We start from the raw sequence: 16,476 nt of genomic DNA, 5'->3' as shown, positions 1-16,476 counted from the left end.
GCCTTCAGGCAGTATGTACATTCATGCGTGACTACGTAGAGGACTATATGCGCAAGACAACCAAGTCCAAGTGTCTTTATTCCCGGTCTGCCCGCGTGTTTCCCGGCGGCATCAGCCATAACATCCGGTATTTCGAGCCTTACCCGTTCTTCGTAAATTCGGCCAAGGGCAAGCAGCTGCACGACGTTGACGGGAACCGCTACACAGACTATTGGATGGGCCACTGGGCGCTTATTCTGGGGCACTCGCCCAAACCAGTCGCAGACGCGCTGGCCGCGCAGGTGCGCAACGGCACTCTGTATGGCACGGTCAACGAAGTGAGCGTCGAGCTGGCAGAGACCATACAAAAATTGATGCCAAGGGCTGAGATGATGCGCTTTAGCAGCACAGGCTCTGAGGCCACAATGTATGCAGTCAGGCTTGCCCGCGCAAAGACAGGGAGGCGGGTCATCGCAAAGGCGATAGGTGGCTGGCATGGCTTTAACACCACGCTCATGCAGACCGTCAACTATCCTTTTGAAGTAGAAGAAGGCCCCGGCCTTGTACAGGACGAGGGACAGTATGTCGAATCGATACCGTTCAACAACCTTGATGCGTCCCTCAAGGTGTTAGAAACGATCAAGGACGACCTTGCATGCATCATTATCGAGCCGGTGCTCGGCGGGGCGGGCTGCATACCTCCTGTTGACGGTTACCTTCAGGGCCTGCAAGAGTTTGCGAAGAAGAACGGCAGCCTGTTCATACTGGACGAAATAGTGACTGGCTTTAGGCTATCGCTCCATGGCGCGGCAAGCGTCTACAAGCTCGAGCCCGATCTCTTCACGCTTGGCAAGATATGCGGAGGTGGCATGCCAATTGGAGTGGTGTGTGGCGACAAAGAGATCATGTCACTTGCAGACCCGGTGTCAAGGAAGGACAAAGAGGCGCGCTGTGCGATAGGCGGCGGTACTTTCTCTGCCAACCCTGTCACAATGACTGCGGGCCTTGCGACACTGAACTTTTTGAAAAAGAACAAGAGCGTCTACAGCAAGATCGACAGGCTGGGCGACGTAGCGAGGAAGGGATTGAGCAAGATATTTGCCGAAGCTGGGATCCCGAGCAAGGTTACAGGCTTGAACTCGATCTTTATGACCCACTTTGGCAAAGAGATGGTTCAGGATGCAAACGATGTGGCGACATCGAACAAGGAGCTGCTCACAAGATACCACCTTGCGCTGATGGCAGGCCACGGCATATTCTTTTTGCCGGGCAAGATGGGAGCTTTCTCAAATGCCCACGATGAAAGCGATGTCAAGCGGCTGCTTGCGGCCACCGAAAAGATAGTCCAGTCAGGGCTTTTCAAGCAGGGTTAGCACAGTACTATTCTTTGGCAGTCTGGTGAACCACTCTGCATCGGAACCTTCGAGCGACCTGAGCTTGCAGTCAAACGTGATAAAGTTGGCGCGAAGCTCTGTCTTGCCGGCCTTGAGCGTCATGCGTTTTATGCCGCTAATTTTGCTAACGCTGGCAGATACACCAATTGAACCAAGATGCTTCTCCAACGCTTCTTTGTAGTTGGCGCCCTTGTTAACCACGACCATCGGCAAGATCCACCAATCGCCGAATTTCTGCAACAGTATCTGGCCGCCGTTCTGTCTTCTTATCACCGCGGCCGCTGCTTTCAGGACAAATTGCCCGGCAGACATTTTTTGAAATTGCGACATCTGATCAGGCGTAATCCGCACAACTTTTCTGCCTGAGGGGATCTTTGATCTTGAAAGCTTTCGGTAGTTGCCCCTAGTATATATCAGTGGGAACTTTTTTTCGTCAAATATCGCGCTGACCGCCTCTCCTACCACCATGATGTGGTCGCCCATCTTTTCTATTGTAGTTACTCTGCACTCTGCGTTCAGCGCGCACCCCTTTATCATCGGAACATCGATATGCTTTGCGCTGTATGTTGAAAACGTACCCGGTATTGCAAGCTTGTTTATCTCGGTGCCAGAGTATCCACCGGCTATGTTGACCAGCTCTGATTGATCGTCTGATGCAATGTTGACACCAAATACTCGGGTTTCCTCGATGTTCCAGTACGTTGGTGAATCGTGCACGAAAACAGCGATAAGCATCGGATCGTAGGAAACATGCATCGTCCACTCTGCTGCCATGACGTTCGGGCCATGCTTGCCCTTTGTGGTGATTAATCCTACGGTAGTCGCAAAGTACCGATGCACGTTGCCCATGATTTCAGGCATATTACTGATGATCCTCTGGCATATTGCATCAACTAAAACCTTTCAGATTGCTTGCACATACATGAAGACAAGCATGGAGCAAGAAAAAGCAAGCACTCTGAAGTTAGCTATTAGGCAATCCATCATTCAACCAGAATCCTTCTATTTACCTCATATGACTTTCCAACGTCTGCATAGACGCTTACTGTCATTACATAAGTTCCTGCTTCTCCAGCATGGATAGGTGCTTGTGGATCGTTTTCAATCGGGAAGATCAGCTTTTGCTCGACATATTCTGGCGAAGCTGCAGGTGGCACAGGCGACATGAAGGCTATGCTATAGATTTTCTTCTTTGAACTATTCTCTTTTGTTATTTCTATATGAGGAAGACCACCACTTTTCAGAACACCTCTGATGGTTATTGAAAACGCTATCGGCTCATTAATTCTGTATTTTTCTTTGAGCCCTTCAATAGAAATATTTGGTTGATTTGTCATTTGCAATACACATGTTCTGTTCAAGCAGATATTCTTTTTGTGGCATTCACGATGTGAAATACCGCATAACATCTTCTATGTCTGAAACGCCAATCACATTTATCGAACTGTGATTGAACTCTTGATCCTCTGGAACCAATATTGTCTCTGCCCCAAAATCAGTGGCTGCATCGGCCTTTTTGTCCACGCTTCCAATGTGGCCGACGGTCCCGTCCGATTCAATAGTCCCCGTGATCAACACCGAAGGATTGATCTCGCGGTCCATCAGTCCTGCTGCAATCATTCCGGTAAGAAGGGCACCAGCAGATCCGCCATCAATAGTTATCAGCTCGTCATCCTCATTTATGACCCGGATAACGATATCTTTGTCAGAGACTGAAATGTCGCTGTACTCTGACGCTACAAGGACCGCCGTCCTTACCGAGTCCTGAAAGCCGGTTTCATACTTGACGTTTTTTACATCTATGGATACTATTCCTTCTCCAGATGGGATGATTTCGACTTCTATTGGCAGGACTATGCCTTTCCCAAACTGGTCTACTGCAAGGCTGTAGTGGCCTACCTTGACACGCTTGAATGATTCAAGCTGGGACTGCGTTTCTTGCATCTGCCCGGTGAGCAATGCTATTTCATTTTCATTAGCCTGTATTTGTTGTTCAAGCTCATGAATATCATCTTGAAGGCTTGCAGCCTGTGCTTTCAAAAGTTGAATCTCGTTCCTTTGGGCATCAACCGTCTGAGATAGGTCTTGAGCCTCTGCAGTCTTTGCAGCGATTTCGTTTTCAAGGCTCTCAATCTGTAAGTTCAACAACCCAAGCTGGACGGTCTTTTCATCGATCTGCTGCCTCTGCTCTTCAAGTACTCTTGATTTATCAGCGAGCTCTGCTGTCAAGAGGTTTATCTGCTGCGCAGAATAGGCGTAAGCGACCAGGCTGACGGCAATCGACGCTGCAAGGCCTATAGCCAACACTAGTTTTGTATTATTAGCAAGGGCAGCTCTAGCCTGCAACTGACGTCTCTATTAGTAATGATCTTCTATAATAATAATTCACTGCTTTTCACTGGGCAAGCGAGAATTTGCTGACACAGTTTTTGCAGTAGTAGTTGACCCGAATAACCAAATTTGTGTCCTCACTGACCCTGCAATAAGCAAAATTGTCGCAGACGGTGCAATGGACAAAACGGTCCAGACTATAATCATCAGTCGCTCTTGGAACGCTAATGGGCCTGTCAAACTCTTCAATTCTCAGGCGGTGTTTGTTGATGCTCTTTGTCATGCACTCGTGTATGGTACGGCAATTTATTTAAGAAATTACGAGCCTGTGCCGCAAGGCGCATTGTACCTTTGTCAAAAGACTGCTAGCCACGATCATCAGCACTAGGAACGAACAGGGAAAGGTCGACAGGAGGGTGTGACTGCAACAGTAATCCCAGCCTGCCTTAATCAAACTGGCAATCGAGAACTATTTCGTACTTAATGCCACCCCACAATAACTCAAATAAGTGGTCAGGATCTGCCCCATTTGCTTGAGATTGTATTAGGCGCGCCTGTGTGTAGGAATTTTGTTCGTACAAGCATATTTCACCTGTTTTGGTTGCAACCAACCTGTATAGGAGAGGCCTGGACGGAAACGACTGCCATGACTACAAAGAAGGCGTATGATGAGGATAGAATTATCTCTGGCACCGAGCTGGCCAAGTGCTTTGACAATCTGAAAGAGCACCTTGGCGGGGCCATGACGGAGACCATTGCATACGAGCTTGAGGTGATGTTTGGCATAGTGGCCGTCGGCAGGCTGTCGTACAAGCTCTCCCAGATAGACGATGCCCTTACAAAGCTACTTGGCGGTTCTGCCAGTGAGATAATGATGGAATCCATTGCCAAGCATTTTGGCATGCAGAAAAAGTGATCCTATCACTTGCACTGCAATTATACGCATAGGCGGTTGTGTTGCCAACTTTCTATCCTTGACAAGAATGAATGCCCGTCACTATCAGAAACTTGGGCAAACGAAGCCAGAAGGAAGAAAAACAGCAGCAAGCACACTATGTAGACGGGTTATTATCATTATGTGGCCGTTGTGCCAGAGCCCAACTTTTTCAAAATTGATATTAATCCGGGATATTGACTTAGGCCAAGATATTCCAGCAGGTTTTGGAACCGCTTGTCATTATCATAATCAGTGGTAGCGGCGGCGTCCTTTTCCTCTTTTTTCCGAGAATCCTTCATGGACGTTATATTGCTTGCAGCTTTAAACCATTTTGTCTGTAAGGTTTTACACAACGACCATCCGCTGCCAGCACACAGACGCATCAACAATCACGCCAACACTTAAAAAGCGGAAAAAATCAATCCTAGGCTCGTATATGGCTGCCCGGAAAAACACTTCACGCAAAAAGCGGTTGTTAAAGCGCACTAGGCAGAATAGGCCAGTGCCGACATGGGTAGTCATTAGGACGAACAGGAAGGTCAGAACTAACCCCAAGCGCAGGCTTTGGCGCAGGTCTGACGTCAATGTAGGTTGATAAAAAATGGCGACAGTCGAAGAAAACCTTACACGTGTTTACACTATCAATCTGGGCAGGGCTTGGCTCACTCCTGAGCACAAGCGTACAGACAGGGTCATCAACATGATACGCGAGTTTGCGACAAAGCACATGAAGAGCGATGAAGTCAAGCTAGAGCAGGACCTGAACAGGCAGATATGGTCAAGAGGCAAGACCAACCCGCCAAGGAAGGTCCGCGTCAAGATGGTCAAGGACGAGGACGGCGTGGTCACGGTCTCGCTCTACGAAGACGTGCCGGCGGCAACCGAAGCGCCCGCCGCTGCTGAAGAAGAAGAAAAGAAGCCAGAAGCGGCTTCAGTCGAAACAGCCACAGCAGTAGCTGCCGAAGAACCAAAGGCAGAAGAAAGCAAGTCACAGACTAGTTAGGCTTTTTTGCATAGCCTCGGCACGGGCAGACTCCAAACATGCATTTCTTGCTTCCGTTAATATGGTAGTCCTTTTGATGACCGCACAAACACTTGCCGGATCTACGCAATAGCCTGCTTATCTTTGTCGTTGATGCTCTTAAACGATCTGCGCGAATCATCATGTCATTAAAATAATTTGCAGGCGTTATATAAGCGACTGCATGAAATTACATGATCCTTTATGATATTTTTGCCTCCAGCTAGACTTTTAACCCGTCCGACCCTCGGATGACTCTGATGATCGAAGTCTGCCCTGTCTGCTACAAATTTCTCCAGACTGTTTACGACAAGAGAAAGATGAAAGACATCAAGCTGGTTGAAGATCAGCCGTGTAAGAGTATGTATCACAAGAAATTAGTAGATCGGTAAAATTAGCTTGATGCGAGCAGTTCGTGATAAAAAAGTATATGAGAACGATCTTGTGAGAAAGCAAAGATAGCCGCAGGAATACTTTAATCTAACAGCTAATGGCAACAAGTTTGTTCTTGAAGGCAACATAGTCCCGTTACTCGAAGGATTACCTACGCAGGTTGCCTACAAGATAGAATGCGACAGGCAGTGGAAAACAAGAGTTGCCACATTCGCCAGAAAAGGTCAGGTAGTACAACACATCCGACTCTCAGAATAAGCAGCAAACAGGTCTGAAAAACAAAAAGAATCACGATTCCCTTTGCCGCAGGAATACATGATGTTGACCTAGAGGTTACGCCTGCCACCAATACACTTCCGATCAGACGGCTTTGTTTGGAAGATGGCAAATCGCAACAGGTGGACGCTGTCTGGGTTCATTTCCCAAGTTTGACGCTAGAATGGCTGCAACAAAGGTACACTGGAATCGATCGCAGGCATTACAGGTAGATGAATCTTTATCGACTGGATATCAGGCTCAGCTTGAAGTTGACGAATCTGGGTTAATCGTTTCCTATGGCAACCTGTGGCATCGCGTAAGTGACAAATAGTTAAGGAAACTTGCAGATTTCGCATTTTGCGTATGTCTCGCCATCTAGGTGATTAAAGTGTGTGCCGCACGACTTGCATGTATGGTGTATGTCGTCGTAGCCGTCAGGCGCGACAAAGCTGTGGCTTGTCAGCTGCTGGCTCTTGCACACTATGCACCTGCAGCCACATGATATCATGGCACCAGCTCTTGTAGTTTCTTACAATAATAACCTATTCGATCGCCGGTATCATCGCCAGCTTGATGTCAGGCGCAGAGTCCGGTTCGTCCCAGTCCAAGACGTCTGGAATGATGTCGCCCAGTGGGTCGTAGCGGTCAAACCTTGTCTTTTGAGGAGTGGACGCAACAAGGTGGACGCGCACGCCGTCGGCTGCGGCCATCGATGACATTGCGACTTCGGTTGTGCCTTCCTCCTGAAATATGCCCTGCACATAGCCCACAATCTTGTTCAGATCACCGATAGGAACCCTGTCGCCGCCCATCACATAGACCATCGCCCTCTTTACCGAGCCTGCGTCTGGAACGGCGTCATACAGCATTGCCACAGAGTCGCGGAGGGAGGACTCTGAGCTGTGGCTTGGCCTGCTCGTGCACAGTATGTTCAGCGCCGGCCTCACGGTTCCACTCGATATCGAGGATATGACCTCGACTATGGCACTGTTTGTGATTGAGAAGCATTCCTCTTGAGAAAGCTCTGGGTTGTTGTCAAGGAATGCGTCGTTGTCCATCACAATGGTCGAGTCAGATGTTTCGCGCACCCTTCTCAACGCAGTGCCAGAATTGAAAATGCGGTCCTTCTCAAACTTGAAGGGCATGATTGCGATCGAGATTACAGTGCTTAATTCTTTTGCCATTCTGCACACCAGCGGAGCCATTGCAGTGCCGGCACGTCCTGCCAAATTTGAGACAATGATTACGGTCGAATAGCCGTTCATCGCAGCTACCATCTCCTTGCGGTGTGCTTCAACAAAGGAGCGCAGTTTTAGGCTTGAGGGATTGACCCATTCGCCAGAATCAACATAAACGGCAGTGCACTTCTCATTGTGGATCAAATCTTTCTTGTCGTTGCTTATCAACAGGCACTTGCAGCCAAGAGCGGCGCTTGCCGCAGTCGCAATTTTACTTCCGGCGCCACCTATGCCTACCAGCAGCACTGGATTCTTGATCAAAAGATCGCTCATCGTTGATCCCCCGAGCTCCCCGCACACAAATACAGGGCTCATGTTAAAAAGCTTTGGTGATTAACCATAAGCTACGCGTGGCCTAACAAAGTTGAGCTCGTTTAAATTACTATCCTTGCCTTTAACGAAAAGTTGGAAAAATCATAAACTTGTACGCGCTTTCTATCGCCAAGCGAAACCTTGCCAAGGTTTGATGACAGGACGACGACCGGCTTGTATGCATAATTCCTGCCCTGCACTACCTTGCCCATTTCGTCGATAATTATTTCGCCCTGCCACCCCTGCCACAGCGAATTGCGCTTTTTCGCAACCTTTTTTGCCAGAACGTGAAGGCGCTCCGACCTTTCCTTAGCTACCTGAGAGCTGACCCTCATGCCCTTCCATTTTGCGGCCTCTGTGCCCGGCCGCGCACTATAGCGCGAGATGTTGACAATGTCCGGTTCGGCCCTCTCGACGAGATCGAGGGTTTCTTTGAAATCGTCCTCGGTTTCTGAAGGAAAGCCTACGATGACGTCTGTCGAGATTGTCATTTCCGGGATCTTGCTCCGAAAAGCCTGCACTGCATCCAGAAATGTCTTGGTGGTATGGCCGCGCTTCATCTTTCTCAATACCCTATCGCTCCCGCTTTCAACAGGGATGTGGAGGAACCTGAAGAGCTTCTCGTTCTCGTAAAATACATCGACCATCCTGTTCAGCATCTCTGGCACGTACATTGGATTCATCATGCCCAGCCGGATCTTGAAATCTCCTTCTATAGAGCAGCATGCCCTGAGAAGCTCGACCAGATCTGTGCCCATGTCCTTGCCGTAGCAGCCGTTGTCGGTTGACGCTAGCCAGACCTCTTTGCAGCCGGCATTGATGTCGGCCTTGATCTGCCTCATGATGTCGCCGATGCGGTAGCTCCTGAGCCATCCCTTGGCGATCTTTGTCTGGCAGAACGTGCATTCGCTCATGCAGCCGCTTGCTATCTCAACGATGCTGACCATGGGGTTGAGCCTCACCCTTGGAATGTTGACCTTGTCAGCTACAGAGTCCTCAAGCGCGACAAGTCTGCCACCTGCAAGGGCAGAGCCCACGACATCGACCGCCTTTTCGATCGAGTGCGGCCCAAGCAGGCTTGCCAAAGAATTCAATGATTCGACCTTTGCCCTATCTGCTTTTGGCAGGCAGCCTGCAACAACCAGCGGCTTGCCCGACTTGCTCATTGCTTTTATCCTGCTGACCATTCGGTGCTCGGTTGTGTCCTTGACAGAGCATGTGACAATCAGGTTGAGCGCGCCTTCGCTTTGCTTGCTTGCGATTTCATACCCAGCACCCTTCAACAGCCCACTTATCATTTCAGAATCGGCCATGCTTGCCGAGCAGCCATAGGCTTCCACCCATACCTTTGGCTTTGACCTCCTAAGCACAGGTATCGACTCTATTAATGCAGGCTTGAGCGATCGTCTCAGCATCGATGAAAGATAGGTACATCCCTTCGACTTAAAAGCGTGCCGCCAGAGAGGCTTTTGAAGAAAAAGCCTACAATAGCACTATTTGTTGTTGTTTGCCTGCCGGCGGTTCTGGGCCCATATCTCCGACAGGACCGCGACATATGTGGTGATCAGCTTGCCGCTTTCCATGCTCTCGCGGTTTTTCTCGAGATCGTTTCCAAGCGCCATAATGAGCGGCTTGGGCATCTTTAGGTGCTCGTTCATGTAGATCAGGAGTGAATAGTACATCAGCTTCATGGTGTCGCTGCTGCCGGCATCTTCATTGAGCTTCATATTCGCCATCACGTTTGAAACTACGATTGAGAAGTGTGGTGACAGCAAAGCCTTGTCTTGCTCGTCGCCCAGCTTAATGACTTCCATGTATAGCAGGTCTTCTATTGCCGAAGCGGTCTGCTCTAGCCGCTGGTGATGATCCTCTGACATCGGTACCAGCTTGGCGGGAAAGCCTATTTTAGATTGCTTATCACCGAGCGATAGGACGCCACAAAGTCTGGGTCCACTATGCCCTGTACCACGTACGGCCTGCCATCGGAGAGCCTGATATCCATTGCAACTGCGCTATAGGGGATGTCAAATTGATCTACCTTGTCCTGCTCGCCGCTCTCAAAGAATTTCGTACATATGCCTCCATCGCAGGCAAAGCCGTAAATTCTTTCAACCCGGCGATGGCCAGAGCCGGCAGCCCTTCCGCCAGCCGAGCCCTTTGACTCTTCAACCATAAGGATGAAAATTTCATTTTTTACCTGCTTGTCAAGGTAGACATCGTTTTGTGCGACTACCAACTTGCGCTGTGGCAGCTGCAAAATGGCATCAATCGAGTCTGGCATCATTATATAGCATTCCAGCTGTAGATGATAATGACATTATTTGTAATTATTGATGATCAGGGCATGAAATAACGCGTCTGCTTGGCGTCTGGGTAGAGAACATCTTTTTCTTGACGACCGGGATGCGCCTGATGCTTTCGACAGAAGGCAGACGCTCATATATCGCTTTATACTGATGCATGCATAAAGTTATGCAAGACGATCTGTCTGGCCGAATTCTCCTCGTAATAGTCGACATTTATGATGTGTGTGTTTGGGCCCAGCAGGTATTACGAGCTGCGATACGAGGACCGGATATGACATCTGATAACTTGACCCCTGCGATGGAAAGAATAGCCGATTTTTGCGAGCTGGTCGGGTACAGTGAGTTTGGAAGGAACATTCCAAAGACCAACAACATGAATATAAAATGAAGGCAGAATACAGACGCAGAAAAAAGGAAGAATTGACGGTCGAGCTTATGCAGGCCCTTGACATCGCCTAGCGCAAGTCTTCGACGTTCCACTGCTTTCTTGCCTTGTTACGCCACAGCTTTTTTATTGACCATGGCAGCCCAAAGACAATCGGTATAAAGAAAAAGAAAAAGTAGATGCCATAGAATGCTAGAACCACCGTAGCGACTATGGATGCAGCAGAAACTGCTATCACGATTAGGGGCAAGAGCCGACTGCTGTCGTTCCTGCGTTGCATGGCTGCTGTATTATCGTTGAATTATTTTATAACCATTCGTAATAGATATAATATCTATGCATTACATGATAGGGCATGGTCAAGACTGAATCGTCACCTCAAGTTCTCAGAACCGGCAGCAGGGCTCCTGATTTCACCTTAAAAGGTGTAGACGGTAAAATGCATTCATTGCACGACTACAAGAGCAGGGCCACGCTTGTAGTGTTTATCTGCAACCACTGCCCTTACGTCAAGGCCAGAATTGGCGATATTGTTGCGCTGCAGAGCAAGTTCAAGCCGTCAGAACTGCAGGTCATTGGCATCAACAGCAACGATCCAAACTACAAGGACGAAGGCTTTGACAACATGGTGACGTTTGCAAAGGATCATAGGCTGAACTTTCCATACCTGATAGACGACAGCCAAGACATTGCGCGGGCGTACGGAGCAGTGTGCACGCCTGACCCGTTCCTGTTCTTTGACGGCAAGCTAGCGTTCCACGGCAGAATAAACGATGCGCTTGACCCTGAAGCAAAGCCGACAGTCCCTGTCATGGAGAACAACGTGCGCAAGCTGCTAAAGGGAGAAAGGCTCGAGAAGGACTTTGATCCTTCGATCGGATGTTCGATAAAGTGGAAGAGTTAGCCGTATTGGTAGATTACTCCCTTTTCCCCTCTTGGGTGGCGCCACTCTGTTTCCTTGGCGCACGTGCCGCATTCGATGCACGCCTCATGCTGGAGCGTCACGTCGCCTCCCTCCATGCTGTAGCAGCTAGTGGGGCAGAGCGTCACCATCTTTTTCATGAACTGCGATTTTGAGTCTAGCACCTTGATGTGCGAAATCCTGTCGTCGTCGTATTTCAGCCTTGCAACGCGCTGAGCCACAGTCGGCAGGGTCGGCTCGTACGTCGCCTGAATGGGACGGCCCATCTTTTCTGCAAGCTCTACCGGCACCTGCACGTATGTGTCTTCAGACTCAACTAACGGCAGCAGTTTGTCGTAGCCCAGTATGTTGGCAAAGCCAACAGCCAGCCCCCTCAGCGTGCCGCTTGACATCAGCCGAAACACCATGCCATAACGCTGGCCAATGATGTCCTTTGGCACGTCCCTTGCCGCATCGAGGAATATTTTCACATAATCCTTGTCGATCTCTTTCATGTCGCGAGTATAGGGGCTCTCCTCTATCAACTGGGAGTAGTATTCGCCCATATATTGTGGGCCAAAGTTGTTCCTATCGATCGCCCTTGCTACCGCGTTTGCCGCTCTTACTGCATCATCAATCCCTACGTTGAGACCCTCTATTCTCGGGCCGATAAAGACGCCCCTTCCGGCTGCGTCGCCAACAAACAGCACGTTCTTGAAGTACGGCTTTTTCATGGCGCAGCGCTTGCCGTCTGGCACCAGCTTGGCGCTGTATTCCAGCTCGACATAGTCGGTTACGAACTTGGTGTGGTACTTGTTTGCAAGCTCGTTTTGCACGGAGTCGAGCCTTGCCTTGATCTCTTCTTCTGTTTTGTATTTGCCTGCTTCAACAAGTTTTTTCCTCGCAGCTGGCGAATACCATACGTCGCGAAGCTCATTCCATGTTTTTATCAGCTTGCTTACCGCAAACCGCACCCTTAGCTGCTCTTCCTTTGGAAGGTTCTTGTCGATCTCCTCCTTGATGGCCACTTCGTCCTTTACGAATTCGGCGACCATCGGGTTCTTCAGCAGTGCGTTGACAAGCGTGTAGGGCTCTGCAGGTCTATCCATCAGCGAGTCATAATGGTACACGGCGCCAACTGACAGCGTATCGCGGTTTGTGTAGAGAAAGCCGCCTCCAATGTGGTTGAGCGTGACATCGCCGGCGAACAAATGAGCTGCACCTTCGTCCGGCCCGATGCCGAACCGCTGCTCGATTATTTCTTCTGGCAGCTTGACTACGACCTTGACCCCTTGGTACAACTGCTCGGGCGTAAATTTTGGTCTGGATCCGGTTATTTCAGCTACTTCCGAGTTGACGCCATCAGCAGCGATCACTGCCTTCGCCTCAAAGGGCTCCAGCTCGTCAGTCTCAACTACCGTCTTGTCGCCCTGCCAGCTCAGCGACCGGACGTGCACGCCCGATACGATGCCTCCACCCTGCCGCTCGGCACTTTCGCCTGCGTGGCGGGCAAACCATGCGTTGAGCCGGTTGAGCAGCACAGAGTAGCCGAAATTAGCCTGATACTCGTGGGCGGCAGTCAGGTTCATCGTAAAGACCTTGTTCCTTGAAGTAGAATGCAGCATGTACTGCGTTATCTTGCGCTCGACTGGCGCATCCTTTAGGAACTCTGGACCGTAGACATCCTCGACGTTGTATACCCGGCCAGTCTTTGGCTTCTTTGAGTACAGTATACCGCCGGAAATGTTCTTGGTCCCAACCTGCTTGCCGGCTTCAAGCAGGATCGCCTGTTTGCCTAAGTTTGACAGCTGTTTTAGCGCGGCAAGGCCAGCAGATCCGCCGCCGATTATTGCAACATCATAGCTTTCCATCATTTCTTCACCTCTATTGCAGGCTTTTGTTTTCTTAGTTCCTCTAGCAAAAGCGGTATAACATCTTCCATCCTTCCCTTGATGAAAATGTCGCATTCGTCCTTTATAGGCGAGTCCTCGTCAGGGTTTATTGCCACTACAAAGCCGGCTTCCTTCATGCCGGCAATATGCTGCATTGCCCCGCTGATGCCTGCCGCGACATAGAGCAGAGGAGCCACTTTGCGGCCGCTTGTGCCGATTACTCTGTCTGGGATCATGTAGGTCGAGCTTGTCCCCTCACTGACTGCAAACGGCTTTTTCGATATCGGCAGCGAGATGCCCACCTCAGCTTCAAGCTCTCTGGCAAGCTCAGCCACCAGCTTTATGTTCTCTTCTGGCGAGTCCTTGATCCCCCTGCCAAAGCTCACGATTGCCTTTTTGCTGTCAAAGTCGACTGTGCTCTTTACTATTTTTCTGTTAATTATTTTTACTCTGAGGTCACACTCGTCAAACTTTGGAACATAGTCGACTATTGGGCCGCGTCTTGTGCTATCGCGTTCTATTGGCGCAAACACTCCAGGGATTATGCTACAAGCCTGTGGGTGGTAGTCGCGCTCTATCGCAGGGTTGCGATTGTCAAGGCACAGGATGGTAGTCCAGAGGAATCCGGAAAAGTCCGGCCTGTACATTTCAAGTGTCCTTTCATATTTCATAGGCTGGCCCTTTGTCTTGTGCTCGTGCTTTATCTCCAAGTCCTCGATGACAAGCTTGTTGATATCCGATGCAAGGCCCGATTCAAGCTCCGCTAGCACTGTTGACGACAGGTGCCTGCCAATGCTGTCTGCTGCAAAGAACATATAGCGCGGCCTTACAAATTCCGAAGCGTCAGAGAATTTGGCCGCAAGCTCTTTGCTAGTGGCTATCCGGCTTATCACCTTGGTGTCAATCAGGTTTCGGGCATAGCGCAGTTCTGGGCTGTCTGCATAAATCACCGCATCGGCACCGTAGAATATCAGTTCCTCGCACAGTCTGCGCACGTCATGCCCAAGCACAACTGCGACGACCTTTTCGTCTGCAGAATACTTCTTGTTATAGCCGTCCATAAGCCGCCTTGCCTCGCCCAGCATCTCGAGGCTGACAGGTACGGGTTTGCCGTCTTCGTGCTCTATTATGACATAGAGGTGCTGGTACTTCTTCATTTGATTACCATGCCTCCCACCACTTCGTACATTCTGGTCGCCACCTTGGCAAGCTGCTCGCGGTTTGTGCCGTCGACGACTTCGGCTCTCCTGCTTGCCTTTGCCTTTGGAATCCTTTCCACCTTGTAAACGATTGTTGGCGAGCCGGGCAGCCCAACCAGTTTTGGATCCACCCCAAGCTGCTGCGCATTGAACACCTTCAGATATTGCTTGTAGTTTTGAGCGCGCTCTTTTGCCTCCTTTTGGTACTTTTCAAAAGCAAGCCTCTGTGATACGGTGTTAAACGACGCCTTGTATGATGGATCTATTGCAATGAACACAGGAAGCGGCGCCTCCACCTCTTCGACGACATCGTAAAAGCCTTGCAGCGAAATCATGCGTCTTGCCCTCACGATCCTGTTCTGCATGTCGACATCGTAGTCGATTACGTTGCCAAGGAAGGTAAAGCCTAGCTTCCAAGCAGTCTGGGGTCCTGTCTGACCTGTCTCGCCGTCAGACGCCCTGTGGCCAGAAAACACGATGTCCATCTTGCCTTCCAATTTTGAGATGCCGGTCTTGAGCACCTCTGCGGTGGCAAGCGTGTCAGCGCCAGCGAACATCCTATCGCTGTACAAATAAAGCTCGTCAGCATCGCACAGCAACTGCGCCTGCTGGAGCGCGCTGTCGGCTATAGGCGGGCCCATTGTGGCCACTGCTACGCTGGCGCCGTACCTGACCTTGGCATAGAACGCGGCGCTTGACGCCACGGCGCTATGCGGCCCGAGTATGCTCTTTGTCTCGGCCCGATTAAGCGTGCCATCAGCGTTGTAGCTGACATTTCCCTCAGAAAAATCCGGCTCTAATTTTACAATAACCGCAACGTTGAGGTTTGCCAATGGCTTGTCTCCCCTTTACCTCCATTTATTACCTTTAAATGGTTTATGAAGAAAAGTTATGCAGCAACCAGCTTTTTTGCAGGAGCTACTTTCAGTGCCTCGTATGCTTCTCTCATCCTTTTGTAGAATTCGGGCATCTTGGGCGGCAGCATTGGATACGCAAGGTAAAAGTCCTCGGCTTCACGAGTATAGCGCCTCACCTTGTCGTGCCCGGGAACGCGCCGGATAAACAGCATGTTGTTGAGCCTGTCTGCAAGCTTGATCGCCTTGATGTCGTATTCTGCGTCGCGCAGTATGTCACAGTATTCGTAAAAACGAGCCATCTGGCGCTCGATGTCATTTGAGCCAGGGTAGTTTTCAAGTGGCTTGATCTTTAGCTCGGTTGCAATGTCGCGGATCCTGTTGCCAAACCTGTATGCAAGGTACGCTTCAAAGCCGTACGACTTGGATTCATGTAGGTTCAGTATCCTGTCATCATCTTCCATAACATCATGCAGTATTGCGGCCACGATTTCGACGCTTGTAATATTGCGGTTGACAGAGCGGTAATGCCTGACCACGTCCATTGTAACAGGCCAGGTATGGGTTTCAAGGAATGGCGAAGTGCCGTCTTCGCGCATCAGATCAGAGTGGACTTCTTCTGCGACTTCGATTGCGCCCTCGATGTAATTGTCTACTCGCACCTTGGCTTCATTCTGGAGAAAAGCCAGAAATTCGTGCTTGCTTACCCGGGGGATATCGAGCTCGTCCATGCCATTATAGAGAGAAGTGGTTGAACAAAAGATTTGCTGTTGCGACTAGGCAGAAGCGACTTCGCGATATTTTTGCTGCCTCGTTTCTTGGTATTTTACTCGCCTGCGATAGTGTCGTCTGCGTGTCTGGCGTACCTGTGCAAAAAAGACAAGCCCGGCAGCGCCAAACGCCAAACTGATAATGCTTCCCACGATGTTGCCTACTAGAGAATTGTATATTGCAATCATAAAGCTGATCCCGACAAATGCTGCAATTATAAACACGAGGTTCTTGCCTATGATCAGTGCAATCTCGATCCAGCGTATCGTCCGTTCCATTTTATCCAGGTCGCGCACATCCACAAT

The 16,476-nt window shown here is 49.9% G+C and carries 21 protein-coding genes; 6 read left to right on the top strand and 15 right to left on the bottom strand.

The annotated features are described in order from the left end of the window. The first annotated feature begins 23 nt into the window (after positions 1–23). Complete coding sequence (locus NGAR_RS05895; RefSeq protein ID WP_015018762.1) at positions 24–1,352, top strand: aspartate aminotransferase family protein; 1,329 nt, start codon at positions 24–26, stop codon at positions 1,350–1,352. Here NGAR_RS05895 and NGAR_RS05890 read toward each other — a convergent pair. The 3 genes from NGAR_RS05890 to NGAR_RS05880 form a co-directional block, all read right to left on the bottom strand. Further along, a complete protein-coding gene (locus NGAR_RS05890) occupies positions 1,329–2,234 on the bottom strand; it encodes a flavin reductase family protein (RefSeq protein ID WP_015018761.1) in 906 nt (301 codons plus the stop codon). The two genes, NGAR_RS05895 and NGAR_RS05890, sit on opposite strands and share 24 nt — an antisense overlap. A gap of 122 nt (positions 2,235–2,356) precedes the next feature. Then, positions 2,357–2,710 (bottom strand): hypothetical protein, encoded by a 354-nt coding sequence (locus NGAR_RS05885; RefSeq protein WP_015018760.1) that lies wholly within the window; start codon positions 2,708–2,710, stop codon positions 2,357–2,359. A gap of 46 nt (positions 2,711–2,756) precedes the next feature. Next, complete coding sequence (locus tag NGAR_RS05880) at positions 2,757–3,719, bottom strand: S16 family serine protease (RefSeq protein ID WP_148681053.1); 963 nt, start codon at positions 3,717–3,719, stop codon at positions 2,757–2,759. Positions 3,720–4,350: 631 nt separating this feature from the next. Here NGAR_RS05880 and NGAR_RS05875 point away from each other — a divergent pair. Further along, the gene (locus tag NGAR_RS05875) at positions 4,351–4,620 is read left to right on the top strand and encodes a hypothetical protein (protein WP_015018757.1); all 270 of its coding nucleotides are present in this window, start codon (positions 4,351–4,353) and stop codon (positions 4,618–4,620) included. Positions 4,621–4,778: 158 nt separating this feature from the next. Here NGAR_RS05875 and NGAR_RS17275 read toward each other — a convergent pair whose 3' ends face one another. Continuing rightward, positions 4,779–4,940, bottom strand: a complete 162-nt coding sequence (locus NGAR_RS17275) for a hypothetical protein (protein WP_187147689.1) — start codon at positions 4,938–4,940, stop codon at positions 4,779–4,781. Positions 4,941–4,972: 32 nt separating this feature from the next. Here NGAR_RS17275 and NGAR_RS18375 point away from each other — a divergent pair, with 32 nt between their 5' ends. From NGAR_RS18375 to NGAR_RS19310, 3 genes are all read left to right on the top strand, one after another. Then, entirely contained in the window at positions 4,973–5,236 is a 264-nt protein-coding gene (locus NGAR_RS18375; protein WP_228369309.1) for a 50S ribosomal protein L39e, read from the top strand. 6 nt (positions 5,237–5,242) lie between these two features. Beyond that, a complete protein-coding gene (locus NGAR_RS05865; RefSeq protein WP_015018754.1) occupies positions 5,243–5,644 on the top strand; it encodes a 50S ribosomal protein L31e in 402 nt (133 codons plus the stop codon). Between the two features lie 698 nt (positions 5,645–6,342). After that, the gene (locus NGAR_RS19310) at positions 6,343–6,543 is read left to right on the top strand and encodes a putative glycolipid-binding domain-containing protein (protein WP_148681759.1); all 201 of its coding nucleotides are present in this window, start codon (positions 6,343–6,345) and stop codon (positions 6,541–6,543) included. A 101-nt stretch (positions 6,544–6,644) separates the two neighbouring features. Here NGAR_RS19310 and NGAR_RS17270 read toward each other — a convergent pair whose 3' ends face one another. The 6 genes from NGAR_RS17270 to NGAR_RS05835 all read right to left on the bottom strand — a co-directional run bounded on the left by NGAR_RS17270 (position 6,645) and on the right by NGAR_RS05835 (position 10,834). Next, positions 6,645–6,821: a hypothetical protein gene (locus NGAR_RS17270; RefSeq protein WP_015018752.1), complete on the bottom strand. Its 177-nt coding sequence runs from the start codon at positions 6,819–6,821 to the stop codon at positions 6,645–6,647. A 34-nt stretch (positions 6,822–6,855) separates the two neighbouring features. Beyond that, positions 6,856–7,866 (bottom strand): FtsZ/tubulin family protein, encoded by a 1,011-nt coding sequence (locus NGAR_RS05855; RefSeq protein ID WP_015018751.1) that lies wholly within the window; start codon positions 7,864–7,866, stop codon positions 6,856–6,858. 59 nt (positions 7,867–7,925) lie between these two features. After that, positions 7,926–9,278 carry a tRNA (N(6)-L-threonylcarbamoyladenosine(37)-C(2))-methylthiotransferase gene (locus NGAR_RS05850; protein WP_148681052.1) on the bottom strand — a complete coding sequence of 451 codons (1,353 nt, stop codon included), beginning with the start codon at positions 9,276–9,278 and terminating at the stop codon, positions 7,926–7,928. Between the two features lie 78 nt (positions 9,279–9,356). Continuing rightward, positions 9,357–9,740 carry a hypothetical protein gene (locus tag NGAR_RS05845; RefSeq protein ID WP_015018749.1) on the bottom strand — a complete coding sequence of 128 codons (384 nt, stop codon included), beginning with the start codon at positions 9,738–9,740 and terminating at the stop codon, positions 9,357–9,359. 23 nt (positions 9,741–9,763) lie between these two features. Beyond that, the gene (locus tag NGAR_RS05840) at positions 9,764–10,147 is read right to left on the bottom strand and encodes a hypothetical protein (protein WP_015018748.1); all 384 of its coding nucleotides are present in this window, start codon (positions 10,145–10,147) and stop codon (positions 9,764–9,766) included. 477 nt (positions 10,148–10,624) lie between these two features. Further along, positions 10,625–10,834 carry a hypothetical protein gene (locus tag NGAR_RS05835; RefSeq protein ID WP_148681051.1) on the bottom strand — a complete coding sequence of 70 codons (210 nt, stop codon included), beginning with the start codon at positions 10,832–10,834 and terminating at the stop codon, positions 10,625–10,627. A 75-nt stretch (positions 10,835–10,909) separates the two neighbouring features. On the opposite strand from NGAR_RS05835, the gene NGAR_RS05830 reads away from it, so the two are divergent. Beyond that, entirely contained in the window at positions 10,910–11,458 is a 549-nt protein-coding gene (locus NGAR_RS05830; RefSeq protein ID WP_015018746.1) for a thioredoxin family protein, read from the top strand. Here the strand turns inward: NGAR_RS05830 and NGAR_RS05825 are convergent. The 5 genes from NGAR_RS05825 to NGAR_RS05805 are packed head-to-tail and all read right to left on the bottom strand — an operon-like array spanning position 11,455 to position 16,467. After that, positions 11,455–13,329: an NAD(P)/FAD-dependent oxidoreductase gene (locus NGAR_RS05825; RefSeq protein WP_228369308.1), complete on the bottom strand. Its 1,875-nt coding sequence runs from the start codon at positions 13,327–13,329 to the stop codon at positions 11,455–11,457. The two genes, NGAR_RS05830 and NGAR_RS05825, sit on opposite strands and share 4 nt — an antisense overlap. Next, entirely contained in the window at positions 13,326–14,504 is a 1,179-nt protein-coding gene (locus tag NGAR_RS05820) for an electron transfer flavoprotein subunit alpha/FixB family protein (protein ID WP_015018744.1), read from the bottom strand. Before NGAR_RS05820 ends, NGAR_RS05825 begins: the two co-directional genes overlap by 4 nt. Further along, entirely contained in the window at positions 14,501–15,379 is an 879-nt protein-coding gene (locus tag NGAR_RS05815; RefSeq protein WP_015018743.1) for an electron transfer flavoprotein subunit beta/FixA family protein, read from the bottom strand. The genes NGAR_RS05820 and NGAR_RS05815 overlap by 4 nt, the downstream gene beginning before the upstream one ends. A 56-nt stretch (positions 15,380–15,435) precedes the next feature. Further along, positions 15,436–16,131 carry an HD domain-containing protein gene (locus NGAR_RS05810; protein ID WP_015018742.1) on the bottom strand — a complete coding sequence of 232 codons (696 nt, stop codon included), beginning with the start codon at positions 16,129–16,131 and terminating at the stop codon, positions 15,436–15,438. A 45-nt stretch (positions 16,132–16,176) separates the two neighbouring features. Beyond that, positions 16,177–16,467 carry a hypothetical protein gene (locus NGAR_RS05805; protein WP_148681050.1) on the bottom strand — a complete coding sequence of 97 codons (291 nt, stop codon included), beginning with the start codon at positions 16,465–16,467 and terminating at the stop codon, positions 16,177–16,179. Positions 16,468–16,476: the final 9 nt, after the last annotated feature.

It is taken from the genome of Candidatus Nitrososphaera gargensis Ga9.2 (assembly GCF_000303155.1).
In the GTDB taxonomy this organism is placed as follows: Archaea; Thermoproteota; Nitrososphaeria; order Nitrososphaerales; family Nitrososphaeraceae; genus Nitrososphaera; species Nitrososphaera gargensis.
This window is presented reverse-complemented; position numbering and strand designations above follow the sequence as displayed.

What these genes read in the sequence shown, in the direction of transcription:
- NGAR_RS17275 (WP_187147689.1), bottom strand. Translation starts at nt 4,940, where the DNA reads ATGAAGGATTCTCGGAAAAAAGAGGAAAAGGACGCCGCCGCTACCACT.
- NGAR_RS05895 (WP_015018762.1), top strand. Translation starts at nt 24, where the DNA reads ATGCGTGACTACGTAGAGGACTATATGCGCAAGACAACCAAGTCCAAG.
- NGAR_RS05840 (WP_015018748.1), bottom strand. Translation starts at nt 10,147, where the DNA reads ATGATGCCAGACTCGATTGATGCCATTTTGCAGCTGCCACAGCGCAAG.
- NGAR_RS05830 (WP_015018746.1), top strand. Translation starts at nt 10,910, where the DNA reads ATGGTCAAGACTGAATCGTCACCTCAAGTTCTCAGAACCGGCAGCAGG.
- NGAR_RS05810 (WP_015018742.1), bottom strand. Translation starts at nt 16,131, where the DNA reads ATGGACGAGCTCGATATCCCCCGGGTAAGCAAGCACGAATTTCTGGCT.
- NGAR_RS17270 (WP_015018752.1), bottom strand. Translation starts at nt 6,821, where the DNA reads ATGATATCATGTGGCTGCAGGTGCATAGTGTGCAAGAGCCAGCAGCTG.
- NGAR_RS05890 (WP_015018761.1), bottom strand. Translation starts at nt 2,234, where the DNA reads ATGCCTGAAATCATGGGCAACGTGCATCGGTACTTTGCGACTACCGTA.
- NGAR_RS05885 (WP_015018760.1), bottom strand. Translation starts at nt 2,710, where the DNA reads ATGACAAATCAACCAAATATTTCTATTGAAGGGCTCAAAGAAAAATAC.
- NGAR_RS05865 (WP_015018754.1), top strand. Translation starts at nt 5,243, where the DNA reads ATGGCGACAGTCGAAGAAAACCTTACACGTGTTTACACTATCAATCTG.
- NGAR_RS05875 (WP_015018757.1), top strand. Translation starts at nt 4,351, where the DNA reads ATGACTACAAAGAAGGCGTATGATGAGGATAGAATTATCTCTGGCACC.
- NGAR_RS05850 (WP_148681052.1), bottom strand. Translation starts at nt 9,278, where the DNA reads ATGCTGAGACGATCGCTCAAGCCTGCATTAATAGAGTCGATACCTGTG.
- NGAR_RS05820 (WP_015018744.1), bottom strand. Translation starts at nt 14,504, where the DNA reads ATGAAGAAGTACCAGCACCTCTATGTCATAATAGAGCACGAAGACGGC.
- NGAR_RS05825 (WP_228369308.1), bottom strand. Translation starts at nt 13,329, where the DNA reads ATGATGGAAAGCTATGATGTTGCAATAATCGGCGGCGGATCTGCTGGC.
- NGAR_RS05835 (WP_148681051.1), bottom strand. Translation starts at nt 10,834, where the DNA reads ATGCAACGCAGGAACGACAGCAGTCGGCTCTTGCCCCTAATCGTGATA.
- NGAR_RS05845 (WP_015018749.1), bottom strand. Translation starts at nt 9,740, where the DNA reads ATGTCAGAGGATCATCACCAGCGGCTAGAGCAGACCGCTTCGGCAATA.
- NGAR_RS05855 (WP_015018751.1), bottom strand. Translation starts at nt 7,866, where the DNA reads ATGAGCCCTGTATTTGTGTGCGGGGAGCTCGGGGGATCAACGATGAGC.